The 13382-nt window shown below is 58.2% G+C and carries 9 protein-coding genes; 7 read left to right on the top strand and 2 right to left on the bottom strand.

Features of this window, described 5'->3' with window-relative positions; genetic code table 11:
* Position 1 precedes the first annotated feature (1 nt).
* Genes HMPREF2129_RS00680 through smc form a run of 3 tightly spaced genes read left to right on the top strand, consistent with a single transcriptional unit; the run spans position 2 to position 5242 of the window.
* Positions 2 to 1483: an alanine/glycine:cation symporter family protein gene (locus tag HMPREF2129_RS00680; RefSeq protein ID WP_034661722.1), complete on the top strand. Its 1482-nt coding sequence runs from the start codon at positions 2 to 4 to the stop codon at positions 1481 to 1483.
* Positions 1480 to 1764, top strand: coding sequence for an acylphosphatase (locus tag HMPREF2129_RS00675; protein ID WP_034661719.1), 285 nt, complete (start codon positions 1480 to 1482; stop codon positions 1762 to 1764). The genes HMPREF2129_RS00680 and HMPREF2129_RS00675 overlap by 4 nt, the downstream gene beginning before the upstream one ends.
* Before the next feature lie 22 nt (positions 1765 to 1786).
* The gene (smc, locus tag HMPREF2129_RS00670; protein ID WP_034661717.1) at positions 1787 to 5242 is read left to right on the top strand and encodes a chromosome segregation protein SMC; all 3456 of its coding nucleotides are present in this window, start codon (positions 1787 to 1789) and stop codon (positions 5240 to 5242) included.
* Here smc and HMPREF2129_RS00665 read toward each other — a convergent pair.
* Positions 5239 to 5775 (bottom strand): hypothetical protein, encoded by a 537-nt coding sequence (locus HMPREF2129_RS00665; RefSeq protein ID WP_034661714.1) that lies wholly within the window; start codon positions 5773 to 5775, stop codon positions 5239 to 5241. The genes smc and HMPREF2129_RS00665 overlap by 4 nt on opposite strands.
* Positions 5776 to 5856: 81 nt before the next feature.
* On the opposite strand from HMPREF2129_RS00665, the gene ftsY reads away from it, so the two are divergent.
* The 4 genes from ftsY (at position 5857) to ffh (ending at position 10930) form a co-directional block, all read left to right on the top strand.
* Positions 5857 to 7230 (top strand): signal recognition particle-docking protein FtsY, encoded by a 1374-nt coding sequence (gene ftsY / locus HMPREF2129_RS00660; protein ID WP_034661993.1) that lies wholly within the window; start codon positions 5857 to 5859, stop codon positions 7228 to 7230.
* A 183-nt stretch (positions 7231 to 7413) separates the two neighbouring features.
* The gene (locus HMPREF2129_RS00655) at positions 7414 to 8784 is read left to right on the top strand and encodes an ammonium transporter (RefSeq protein ID WP_052092468.1); all 1371 of its coding nucleotides are present in this window, start codon (positions 7414 to 7416) and stop codon (positions 8782 to 8784) included.
* Between the two features lie 28 nt (positions 8785 to 8812).
* Positions 8813 to 9151, top strand: a complete 339-nt coding sequence (locus HMPREF2129_RS00650; protein ID WP_034661712.1) for a P-II family nitrogen regulator — start codon at positions 8813 to 8815, stop codon at positions 9149 to 9151.
* A 165-nt stretch (positions 9152 to 9316) separates the two neighbouring features.
* Positions 9317 to 10930: a signal recognition particle protein gene (ffh, locus tag HMPREF2129_RS00645; protein WP_034661710.1), complete on the top strand. Its 1614-nt coding sequence runs from the start codon at positions 9317 to 9319 to the stop codon at positions 10928 to 10930.
* Between the two features lie 3 nt (positions 10931 to 10933).
* On the opposite strand, the gene HMPREF2129_RS00640 is transcribed toward ffh, so the two are convergent.
* Positions 10934 to 13105, bottom strand: coding sequence for an acyltransferase family protein (locus HMPREF2129_RS00640; RefSeq protein ID WP_084576384.1), 2172 nt, complete (start codon positions 13103 to 13105; stop codon positions 10934 to 10936).
* Between the last annotated feature and the right edge of the window lie 277 nt (positions 13106 to 13382).

The following is a 13382-nucleotide window of genomic DNA, read 5'->3' as shown; positions in this document are numbered from 1 at the left end:
CATGGAAGCTGCGTATCTTTTTGTTGATGACACGTTGAATGGTGTCATCTGGAGTCTCGTGCCCTGGTTCCTACTGGCAGCAGGTGTCTATTTCGGGCTGCGGACCCTTTTTGTTCAGATCCGTGCCGTGCCCGATATGTTCCGCGCCATCGCGGAAAGCCCCGAAGGCAAGGACCGCGAAGGGCGTGACCTGGATGAGGAATATGGCGGCCTGTCTGCCTTCAAATCCTTCACCATCTCCGCTGCCTCGCGCGTGGGTACCGGAAATGTTGCCGGTGTTGGTCTGGCCATCTCCATCGGTGGTCCGGGCTCAGTGTTCTGGATGTGGATGTTGGCCCTCCTGGGTGGAGCAACCGCATTTGTGGAGTCCACACTGGCGCAGCTGTGGAAGACCAAGGATGCGGAGGGGAACTATCACGGTGGCCCTGCCTACTACATGACGCGTGGGCTGGGCTGGAAGCACTTGGCAGCAGTCTTCTCTGTCTTTTTGGCCTTCACCTACGGCTTTGTGTACAACGCGGTTCAGTCTAACTCCATCGTGGAGGCCGTCGGTGGCTCCCTGGGCACTGACTCCAACTTGCAGAAGGGTATCGCTGCTACGGTGCTGGCAACGCTGACGGCAATGGTCATTTTCGGTGGTGTCACTCGTGTGGCCAGCTGGACCCAGATCATCGTTCCGTTCATGGCGGGCGCTTACATCATCGTTGGCATCATCGTGGTGGTGCTGAATATCGGCGAGGTCCCGAACATGATCGAGATGATTGTTGGACATGCCCTTGGCATCAAGCAGGTTGCAGGCGCGACTGTGGGTGCTGCTTTCATGCAGGGGATGCGCCGTGGCCTGTTCTCCAATGAGGCCGGTATGGGTTCTGCCCCGAACGCAGCGGCAACCGCAACTGTGTCCCACCCGGTGAAGCAGGGGCTTGTGCAGACGCTCGGTGTGTACTTTGACACCCTTGTGGTCTGCTCCATCACTGCCTTCATCATTTTGCTGGGTCCGGCTGTGACCTATGGGCGCGATGATATTGAGGGTGCTGCGCTGACACAGTCTGCCCTGGCGGATTCCGTCGGTGCGTGGGGTGCCCACTTCATCACCTTCATTTTGTTCTTCCTCGCCTTCTCTTCTGTGCTGGGCAATTACTACCTTGGACAGGCCAACATTGAGTATTTGACCAAGAGCAAGACCGTGTTGAATGTCTACCGCGCTGTTGTGATCGGCTTCGTTGTTTTTGGTTGCTTCGGGTCGGTCCCGTTGGTGTGGTCACTCGGCGACACGATGGCAGGTCTGCTAGCCATCATGAACATCATTGCCATCATCCCGCTGGGTGGCATTGCCATCAAGCTGCTGAAGAACTTCAATGAACAGCGCCGCAAGGACATCGACCCGGTCTTCCACCGCGACATGCTCCCAGAGCTGAAGAATGTTGAGTTCTGGGATGGGTCTGATCCGGTGACGCGACGCAGCACTGAAGACCGTGTATGAGTAAGACTCGTATGACAGCCTTTGTCACCGGCCGTGTTCAAGGCGTGGGGTTCCGGTGGTGGACCCGCAGCCGTGCCCTTGAGCTAGGCCTGGCTGGTTACGCCAAGAACCTCACAGATGGTCGCGTTGAGGTGGTGGCGGAGGGGGAGGCGGCAAACGTCGATAAGCTTCTTGCTCTGCTTCAAGAAGACCCCTCCACGATGAAGCGACCTGGCACCGTTGCCATCGTTGTGCCGCAATACAGCGAACCCAAGGGTGCCCAGGGGTTCGCTGAGCGCTAAACAGTTGAGTTAAACTTTCCCAATGCACCTAACTTCGTTGACACTGAAAGGATTCAAGTCCTTTGCGTCTTCGACGACGATGAAATTCGAGCCGGGCATCTGTGCTGTCGTTGGGCCGAATGGATCGGGTAAGTCCAATGTGGTGGATGCTCTCGCGTGGGTGATGGGGGAGCAGGGCGCGAAGAACTTGCGTGGCGGGAAGATGGAAGATGTCATTTTTGCCGGCGCGGGGGAACGCAAACAACTTGGCCGTGCGGAAGTAACGCTGACTTTTGATAATTCGGATGGGCGGCTGCCGATTGAGTATTCCGAGGTAGCCATTACGCGCCGCATGTTCCGCGATGGGGCGAGTGAGTATGAGATCAACGGCTCTAAAGCACGCCTCATGGACATCCAGGAGCTTTTGTCTGATTCCGGTATTGGCCGGGAAATGCACATCATTGTGGGCCAAGGCAAGCTCAGTGAGATCCTGGAATCCCGCCCAGAGGATCGCCGCGCGTTCATCGAAGAAGCGGCAGGGGTGTTGAAGCACCGTCGCCGCAAGGAAAAAGCACAGCGCAAGCTCACGAGTATGCAGGCGAATCTGGATCGCTTGTCGGATCTTACGGATGAGCTGGGAAAGCAGCTTAAACCTCTCGCGCGCCAGGCGGAAGCTGCTAAGCGTGCCGCGACCGTGCAGGCTGATGTGCGTGATGCGCGCCTGAAATTAGCGGGCCACCAGGTAGTCACTTTGCGTGCATCGCTTGTCGACGCCACGCGGGCCGCCGAACTTCACGCCGAGAAGGTCGCTGAGGTGACCAGCGAGCTGGAAGATGCGGAGCAGAACCAGTTGGCCGTTGAAGACAACCAAGCGCGCGTTAGCGAGGCGTCCCAGGAAGCACAGCGCTTGTGGTTTGGTTTGTCTTCCTTGGCTGAGCGAACGTCTGCGACATTGCGGATCGCGGGGGAGCGTGCGCAGCATGCAGGGGACATATCTGAATACCGGGGCCAAGACCCCGAAGAACTCCTCGCCCGCGCTGAACGTGCGGAAGAGGAGTACGAGACCGCACAAGAAGAGTATGAAAACGCGGCGGAAGCACTCGCCGAGGCCGCCGAGGAAACCGCGGAGTTGGAACAACGCGCCAAGGCCGCGGAAGCCGAGCACATGGCTCAGGTACGCGCGATAGCTGACCGCCGTGAAGGTGTTGTGCGGCTGCTCGCGCAGGAAGAAAGCCAGGCTGCTGCGGTTGAGTCTTCGAAGCAAGAGGTGGAACGCTTAAGTAGTGTCGCGGAAGAAACTCGTGAGCAGGCACGTGAGGCAGAAGCGCAGGCGGACGCGACCGCGCAGAAGATGGCGGAACTAACCTCTGAGCGAGAGCCACTCACTCAAGCTCATGTGCGCGCGACTGCGGAGGCAGACGCTGCGGAGAAACGCTTAGACCAACTGCGCGATGAACAAAAAGCGCGGGAAAAGACGGTCTATTCACTGAGCTCCCGCATTGCCACCCTGGCGGAAACCGCCCCCGTCACTGAAGCAGCGGACGTCCTTGGCTCCAGTTTTCATCCTCTAGCGGAGTGGGTGAAAGCTGAAGCGGGAATGGAAAAGGCACTGGTTGCAGCACTCGGCGCGCATGCTGAGGCGTTGGCGGGACAGCTGGATGATTCCACGGCCACGGAACTATCCGGTGCATCACGTGCTGTTGTCGTGGACACGAAAGCCGGGGGGCGGCAGTGGCGCCTGGACGGTCAACCGCCGGCGGGCACGACCTGGCTGTTGGACCACCTCACCCTCGCCCCTGAGATTGCTGGTCCTGTCACCCGAGTGCTCGTGGACGTGGTGGTGGCCACCGACATCGCGCAGGCCCGTGCCGTCGTGGTGGATGATCCACGCCTGCGCGCCGTGGTTACGGACGGCACCATTGTGGGGGAAGGCTGGATCGCCGCTGGTTCTGGCGGTGCATCAAGCGTGGAAGTGGCTGCCCAGATTGAACAGGCGACGGCTGATCTGGAGAAGGCGCAGACCCAGCTCGATGAGCTTTCCGGCACTCTCGAAGGCGCCAAGATCACTGCCGAAGAAGCGCGCGTGGCAGCAGCGGCTGCGAAAGCAGCGCTGAATGAACACGATGCGCATGCTGAATCCTGGAAGCGTGACCACCAACGCGTGCTCAGCCAGACGGAAAGCACCAAACAACAGCATGAACGTGCAGCGAAGCAGGCCACCGAGGCAGAGATCCGTCTCAGCGATCGGATGAAGCAGCTGGAGGAAACTCGTGATCGCCTCGCCCGCGTGGATCAGGATGACACGGAAGAGGATGTGGACTCCTCCCTCCGAGATGAAGCTAATGACGCTCTGGCCCGGGCCCGTGCGCGTGAAATGGAACTCACGCTGATGGCGCGTTCCGCACAGCAGGTTGTTGAGCAGATTGCGGGGCGTGGTGCCGCGCTGCGCCGACAAGCTGAACATGAGCGTGAGGCGAAAGCCCGGCACGTTGCCGCGATGGCACGCAAGCGCGCGGAGGCGGAACTGGCAGAAGCAGTTGCACAGCACGCGCAGACGTTGGCGGCGCGGATTCAAGTTTCCTTAGCGCGTGCCACCGAACACCGCGACGAGCTTGCTGAACAGGTGAAACAGCTCACCGTCCGCCAGTCGCAGGTGCGTGAAACAGTGAATGCGTTGCGTCAACACCTCAGCCGACTGGGGGATACTGCTCACGCGGCGGATATTGCGCGGGAGCAGGCGCAGGTGAGGATAGATGAGGCGGAAGCGGGGATCGCAGACAAGCTCGGCATTGCTATCGATGACCTGCTGGCTGACTACACACCGGGCGAGGACTTTGACAAGACCGCAGAGACGAAACGCCTCAAGCAGGCCGAGCGCGACTTAGCTTCGCTGGGCAAGGTGAACCCGCTGGCCCTGGAGGAGTACAAGGCGTTGGAGGAGCGCTACAGCTTCCTATCCACGCAGCTTGCTGATGTGATTCAGGCGCGCAAGGATCTCACCGGCGTAATTGATGATGTGGATGCGCAGATTCTGCAACTGTTCACGGATGCCTGGCATGACGTGGAGAAGGAATTCCCCAAAGTTTTCAACACCTTGTTCCCGGGTGGTGAGGCGCGGTTGGTGCTCACTGATCCTTCGGACATGCTCACTACCGGCATTGAGATTGAGGCTCGTCCGCCCGGCAAGCGCGTGAAGCGTTTGTCACTGCTGTCTGGTGGCGAGAAGTCTCTCACTGCGCTGGCCATGCTCGTTGCCATTTTCCGCGCGCGGCCCAGCCCGTTCTACGTTCTCGACGAGGTGGAAGCAGCTCTGGATGATGTTAACCTGCGCCGTCTCATCGCGCTGTTTGAGGAGCTCCGCGAAGACTCACAGCTCATCGTTATCACTCACCAAAAGCCCACGATGGATGTGGCTAACGTGCTCTACGGCGTGACCATGCGCGGTGATGGTGTCACTCGCGTAATCTCACAACGCATGAACCCCGCGCCGCGTTCTTAGTGCGCCGGGCTGAGCTTGAGTCCGGTGCCACCTTTGGCGAAGTACGCGTGCGTTCCGTCGAAGTAGATTGTGTTACCACGAATGAATGCTTCGCGCACTGAATTATCATAACGCCACAGCTCAGGCTCGCATTGCTTCAATGTTGTGGCCCCCTCCTCGACCGTGTATGTTGCGGTGGTTTTGTCAACGACGAGTCCAACACCAAACCCATTGCACACTCCGCCGTGCACGAAATAGGGGGCTTTTTCCGCGGCACCCTCACTACCTTCACTGCGGCTGAAAGAGATGATGTTCTCAGGTGGATTCGGTGTGGTCACCCACTTGCCACTGAGGATCGCTTCCACCTGTTCCGGCGTAGCTTTCTTTGCATTCTCAGGCAGGGAAACAACGAGAGACTCTGGTTGGGTCTTCTCGGGCGGCGTACTCGAACCGAATGCCCCGAGACCCGCTGCGGCACCAATGGCAATAATCAACGCGGTGATGACCGACAGAGCAATTGTAACGATGGGGTTCTTCAGCAGATCCGTGTTCATAATCTGCAGTCTAGTCTCTTTGTGGATCCGAATGAGCCCGGAACGAACACGATTTAGGCTATCGATGGCACACTGGTGCGCATGATTAGTTCAACTGTTTTGTGGGCCGTCCTCGCCGTTGTTGTCCTGCTGCTCATCATCGTGGGCATCATTGTCGTGGGCAACAAGCGGAAGAAGTCGAAGGCAGTGTCCTTTGAAAAGAAGGGTCCGGCCGCACCGAAGGAGCTCACCCAGCAGGAGAAATCCGGAAATTACCAGGCCCAGGGTGGCTTCAACTTTGCGCCCGCCAACGAACCCGCGGCGGAGAAACAGCCAGTCCTGCGGGAGGAGCAGAAGCCTATCGACGAACCCGTGGCTCCCATCGTTCCTGATCCGGTTGAACAGGTTGGACCAGAACCAGAAGTGGTTGAGGAAGCTGAGGAAGCAGCTGAGGCTGCTCGTACGACCGTTGATGCGGTGGACGAAGCGCTGGAGCAGACACCTCTCCCGGTGGAAGAGCCGGCTCCGGCCCCGGAACCGTTGGACGAAATTGTCCCGGCGACGGGCCGTCTTGGCCGTTTGCGTGGGCGCCTGTCGCGCTCCCAGAATGCGATTGGCCAGGGCCTGCTGGGCATTCTGACAGCCGGTGATCTGGATGAGGACGCCTGGGAGGAAATCGAAGACACTCTCATCATGGCGGACCTTGGTGCGCCCCTGACCATGAAGATCACGGAGACGCTGCGTGAAAAGATCGCGCAGCGGGGTGTCTCCAGTGAGGAAGAAGCACGCGCGATGCTGCGTGAGACCCTCATTGAGGCTGGTAAGCCGGAGTTGGACCGCTCGATTAAGGCAATGCCGAATGAGGGCAAGCCTGCAGTCATTCTCGTTGTGGGTGTGAACGGCACTGGCAAGACCACCACGACAGGCAAGCTGGCTCGCGTGCTCGTTTCGATGGGCCACAGTGTTGTGCTGGGGGCAGCGGATACATTCCGTGCGGCGGCTGCAGACCAGTTGGAAACGTGGGGTCGTCGCGTTGGTGCAACCACCGTGCGCGGCAACGAGGGCGCGGATCCGGCCGCGGTTGCTTTCGATGCTGTGAAGACGGGTGTGGAGCAGCAGGCGGATGTTGTGATCGTCGATACTGCTGGGCGTCTGCACACTGCCACTGGTCTGATGGATCAGTTGGGCAAGGTCAAGCGCGTGGTGGAGAAGAAGTCCCAGGTGAATGAAGTCTTGCTCGTGCTTGACGCCACGGTGGGGCAGAACGGTCTGACCCAGGCGCGCGTGTTCAAGGATGTCGTGGAGATCACCGGTGTTGTTTTGACCAAGTTGGATGGCACCGCGAAGGGGGGCATTGTCTTCCAAGTGCAGGAGGAACTTGGCGTGCCGGTGAAGCTCGTGGGGCTGGGTGAGGGAGCTGATGACCTCGCGCCGTTTGAGGTCGAGGGTTTCGTCGACGCACTGTTGGGGGCTTAGCTGTACTTTTCGTAGAGCTGACCGGAACCCGGCACCGTAATAATGCGGTGCTGGGTTTTGTGATTTGAATTACAGAAATGGTCATATCGTTGACACCAGTATCTATCGCTTAATAGATTTTCGTGTCGGCACCAATCTGTCAACCGATAGGTATTCAAAACGACAGGAATTGAGGTGACAGATATGACAACAGATCAGGTTGCATTGGCATCTGGGAATGCGGGGTGGATGCTTATCTCCGCCTCGCTTGTGTTGCTCATGACACCGGGCTTGGCGTTTTTCTACGGAGGAATGACGTCCCGCCGAAGTGTTCTGAACATGATGATGATGTCGTTCACAGCCATGGGGGTTGTGTCCGTCTTGTACGTGCTGTGGGGCTGGTCGATGTCCTATGGCTCACAATCAATCGGTGGGATTTTTGCGAATCCCTTTGAGTTCTTCGGGCTCCGCAATTCGATCACTAACGGGGACGGTGCCTACATCGCTGGGGATAATGGCTACGCAAATGTGATTGATGTTGGCTTTCAGCTGACCTTCGCGGTGATCGCAGTGGCGATCATCTCCGGCGCGATTGCCAGCCGTGTGAAGATCGGCGCGTGGATGGTGTTTGCCGGTGTGTGGACCACGCTGGTGTACTTCCCGCTTGCGCACATGGTGTGGGGTGGTGGCATTCTCGGCGAAGGGACGCGCTCAGTTTCTGCTTGGATGTTCGGGAACGAGAATGGTGAAGCGAATATTGCTCCAATTGATTTTGCGGGCGGCACGGTCGTTCACATCTCAGCCGCCACTGCCGCGCTCATCCTGGTATTGGTGATTGGGCAGCGTGAAGGGTTCCCGCAATCCAACTCGCGTCCTCACAACCTCCCCTTCGTCATGCTTGGTGCCGCGTTGCTGTGGTTTGGCTGGTGTGGCTTCAATGGTGGGTCGGCTCTTGCCGCTGATGGTCTGGCAGGGCTTGCATGGGTGAACACTGCTGCGGCTGCTGCGGGCGCAATGCTGGGGTGGCTGGCAGTTGAAAAGATCCGGGATGGCTACGCAACATCGCTCGGTGCATCATCGGGTTTGGTGGCAGGACTTGTTGCCATCACCCCGGCTGCAGGGGCGCTCACCCCAATGACGTCGATTCTCCTTGGTGCGGGCGGCGGCATTCTCTCGTGCTTTGGTGTGAGCCTGAAATACCGTTTCAACTATGACGACTCCCTGGACGTCGTTGGTGTTCACCTCGTTGCCGCTGTGTGGGGGACAATCGGGCTCGCATTCTTCGCCCAAGGGAACGGGATCTTCACCGGCGGTGGCGCGGACGGGTGGAAGCTTGTCGCAGTCCAGACAGTGGTGGCTAGCGCAGCGATGGTTTTCTCTGCTGTGCTGACGTATCTCATCGCAATCACGGTGAAGTACACGATGGGATGGCGCGTGACGCGTGAGCAAGAATTAGCTGGTGTGGACTACTCAGTTCACCGCGAGACTGGCTATGACTTCGGTGGCCCGGGCCTTCGACCCGGTGGCGTGCCAGTAAGCAACAAGCCGATTGCTGAAGCAATGGATAGTCAGTAGGTAGATAAGCAGAGGGAAGGCGAAAGACATGAAGCTTGTGACAGCAGTGGTTCAACCATTCACACTCGGTGACATCCGTCAGGCCCTCACCGAGGCAGGGGTGAAAGGTATTACCGTCACTGAAGCTCAGGGAGCTGGCCGGCAGATGGCTAGTGTTGAGTACTACCGGGGTGCCCGCTACACCTCGAACTTCGTGCAAAAGGTCAAGATTGAGGTTCTGGTCACTGACGCCCAGGAAGAGACGGCAGTGAACGCAATCTTAAACGCAGCACATACCGGGGAAGTTGGCGACGGCAAGATTTGGGTGACAGAAGTGACCCGCGCCGTACGCGTGCGTACCGGGGAGAAAGACGAGGACGCTATTTAGCCCCGCCATGTATGGAGACTTCCGGAAAATGAGCGGAATAGCTCAGACGAGCTGAACCGTATGTGATTTTGATGGTGGGTAGCAGTTAGGCTGTAACCCACCACTTAATCTTTTTAGCCACTGGGCTAGAGACATTTACTCAAAGACTTTCAAGGGAGCTTTTACGTGTTCGAGTCATTGTCCGATCGCCTTCAATCAGCACTCACCGGGCTGCGAGGCAAGGGCAAGCTCACGGAAGAGGACATTAACGCCACTGCCCGTGAGATCCGTATCGCCCTGCTCGAGGCCGATGTCTCGCTCACCGTTGTTCGCGCCTTTATTCAGCGTGTGAAAGAACGCGCGCTTGGCGCGGCTGTGTCTGAGGCACTGAATCCGGCGCAGCAAGTAATCAAGATCGTCGACGAGGAACTGACCAATATCCTCGGTGGCGAAACTCGTCGCCTGAACCTGGCTAAGAACCCGCCGACGGTGATCATGCTCGCTGGTCTGCAGGGCGCCGGTAAGACGACCCTTGCAGGTAAGTTGGCGCTCCACCTGTCCAAGCAGGGGCATGCCCCGATGCTCGTGGCATGTGACCTGCAGCGTCCGGGAGCTGTGCAGCAGCTCCAGATCGTTGGTGAGCGCGCCGGGGTGAAAACTTTCGCTCCGGACCCGGGCACGTCCTTGGATTCCAATGAACACGAGATGGGCACCTCCCATGGTGATCCGGTTGAGGTTGCCTTGGCGTCTATTGAGGAAGCGCGTCGCACCAACGCGGATGTAGTGATCATCGATACCGCTGGTCGTTTGGGTATTGATGAAACACTGATGACTCAGGCCCGCAACATCCGTGATGCGGTGAATCCGGATGAAGTCCTTTTTGTCATCGATGCGATGATCGGCCAGGACGCGGTGAACACCGCGCAGGCCTTCGCCGATGGTGTGGATTTCACCGGCGTTGTGTTGACCAAGCTCGATGGTGATGCCCGCGGTGGTGCAGCACTGTCCATCCGTGAGGTGACTGGCAAGCCGATTCTGTTTGCTTCTACCGGTGAGAAGCTCGAGGACTTTGATGTCTTCCACCCGGACCGTATGTCCAGCCGCATCCTCGGCATGGGTGACATGCTCTCTTTGATTGAGCAGGCTGAAACCATGATGGACCAGCAGAAGGCGGAAGAAGCCGCCCGCAAGCTGGGTACGGGTGAGCTGACCCTGGAGGACTTCCTGGATCAGCTGCTGATGATCCGCCGCATGGGGCCCATTGGCAATCTGTTGAAGATGATGCCGGGTGGTAAGCAGATGAACCAGATGGCGGACATGGTGGACGAGAAGCAGCTCGACCGCATCCAGGCCATCATTCGCGGTATGACTCCGGCGGAGAGGGAGGACCCGAAGATCCTCAATGCTTCTCGGCGTCGCCGTATCGCAGCCGGCTCCGGTGTCACCGTTGCTGATGTGAACCAGCTTGTTGAGCGTTTCTTCGAGGCGAAGAAAATGATGGGCAAGATGGCCAACCAGTTCGGCATGGGCGGAATGCCCGGTATGCCGGGCAGGGGCCGTTCCGCAACCAAGAAGAAGCCGAAGGGCCGTAAAGGTAAAAACGGTAAGCGCAAGCCGGTGAAGAGGCAAGGCGCACCCAAGATGCCGGGAATGCCTGGAGCACAGGGGATGCCGGGCATGCCGAGCATGGAACAGCTTCAGCAGATGCAGCAGCAAATGCCCCCAGGGATGGAAGGCCTGGATCTGAACAATCTGGACTTCGGCAGTGCGATGAAGCGCATGGGGAAGAAGAAGTTCTAGTGATTAGCCCTCGATGATCTGAAGATCCTCGAGGGCTTCTTCATTCCGGTAAGGCAGATCCAGCGCGTCAAAGATTGGCTGGAGGTTTTGCCACATCACCGGGGCGGTGGATTCCGCGTAGGCGTTGGAGATGTGGTTCTGGTCGCGGTAGACGTAAATGTTGCCGATGATCGGCGGGCAGTAGGTCTCTTCGCAGAACCAGTCAGCCGTATCAACTGTCCACTGTTTATCCGCAGAAGAGAGGTACTTCTCGGCCGGATTGGTGGGGGCGTAGACGGTGGAGCGCAGCGTGGAGCAGTCCTTCATCGTGTTATTAGCAAGGAGACACTCATTCGGGTCCATGTGCTCACCTTCGCGGGAAAAGACCCACGGGTTATCGCGCAGCCCCACGAAAGGAATGTCATTCAAACGCAGCTTGTCCCACACAGTGGCGTAAGCATCAGGAACAATATCTGGGCCGATACCGCCGGAACCGGCACGGCCAGCAGGTCGGGTGGCATTGGAGATAGTCAGGTCCGGCTGTAGCGCGATGATTTCCGCAAAAGCATTGCGGGACCACTCAGCGCAGACCTCCGATACCGTATCCAAATCATCCAAAACCAATGGGCATTCCTGGCGTACGTAGGTGATTACTTTGAAGCCACGCTCACGGCCAATCTTGTCCAACGGGACAATCCACGGTTCTGCGTGCGAGCCACCGAAAAGAACCACTGTGACATCGGACTCAGGGTCACCGAAAACACAGCCTTCGTGGGGGAGTAAGTCGCCCGGCTGGTCCATGAAAATCATGCAGCCACGATCAACGGTTGGGGGCCACATGTCCGAAATGAAATGCGGGTCCGGAGCGGCCAAAGCGCGAGGCACATCAGCGCCAAAATGCGCCATGGCACCCGGATAGAGTGCGGGGTCAAGCTTGCCACTGGCCTGAGCTACCTGCTTGTTGAACATAGGCAAGATCGCCAGCATGCCGGCGAGAAGTACAGCGATGGCGACGCCGCCGACGGCGCGGGCGCGTCCAGAGAACGTCGATAAGCTAGCAATCGCATTACGCACCGGCCGATCTGTTGCCTTCGGCCGTTTCCCGTGCTGCCGCAACGGATCCTCAACGAACGTGTACGTCACGTGCGCCAAGAACAACGAGACCGCAATGACACCGATGCCCAGCAGCACGGAAGGCTCCTTGTTGCCCGTATATACGGTGACCAAGATGAGCAAAGGCCAGTGCCACAAGTACAGGGAGTAAGCGACTTTGCCCAGCCACGTCATCGGAGACGAAGCGAGCAGCTTAGCCACAACATGCTGCGGGCCACTGAGTACAACGAGTGCCGCACCTAGAAGCGGAATCAAAGCGGCGGGGCCCGGAAAAGCAAGGGAAGTGGGAATGACGAAGCCGGTTGCAGCAATCATCGTGACACCCAAGCCAGCAGCAGGTGCCTGCAGCCTCGTGGGCACTGCAACCTTGGCAGGCAACATGGCCAGCAAAGCACCGAAACTCAGCTCCCACAAACGGGAAGGGAGAGCATAGTAATTTGCCGCCGTACCCACGAGGCCAAAACGTGATGCGTAAGCGAATGATGCAATGGTAATCAGCGCGAGGACCACCACAATCCAACGGCGCAGCCGCTGAATCCCCACATGAACGCGGGTAGCCAAAATAGCAACGATGATGCCAGAGGTAATGGCAAAGAGATAGAACTGCCCCTGCACGCTCATGGACCACAGGTGCTGCAACGGTGATGTCTGTGAACCCGCGGCCGCATATGCGGCATCCTGGCTGCTCAGCTCGTAGTTCTGGTAGTAGAGCACGGAGGCTTTGAACTGGCGAGCAAGATCCTCGTTCATGACCTGGGGTGTGAGATACCGAATACCGGCATACACAGCCGTGAGCACCACCGCCAGGGCGGGAAGGAGCCTGCGCGCGGTACGCCAGAAAGGCCACCATGGGTTCAGCGAAGAATTCGGGCGCAAGGCATAACGCAACTGCGCACCCATGAAGAAATAGCCCGACAGCAACAGGAACACGTCCACGCCACCAGAAACCCTGCCCACAAACACGTGGAACACAACAACGAGTGCGATAGAAAAACCACGCAAACCATCAAGGTCAAAGCGGTACGATGATGACGACACCGGCTGCTTAGCCGTTGTTTGAGGTGTGCGAACTGAGGTTGTCATCGAGCTTGTGTCACAGAAAAATTAGAAGATACAGAGGAAGTGAAAGTGCTTAACCTTCCGGTGACCTTACCTCTGATAGGGGGAAGAGCTATAACTGAACACCGTGCAGCATGCCAGTTTTGGTGTAGATAGCACGTCCCAGGTAGGGTATTTCCGGTTGCCTAGCAACACACCTGCGTTAGCGTCGGACCCGACGGGAATGATCCATTCCCCTTCGCCCGGCCCTAGTCACACGCAGACGAAAACCAAGGGCTGAACCGGCCCGCCGATCATGCGG

Origin of the sequence: Corynebacterium tuscaniense DNF00037 (assembly GCF_000759055.1) — a bacterium.
GTDB lineage: Bacteria > Actinomycetota > Actinomycetes > Mycobacteriales > Mycobacteriaceae > Corynebacterium > Corynebacterium tuscaniense.
Note: the sequence above shows the minus strand (reverse complement) of the source record. Positions and strands in the feature narration are given on the sequence as shown.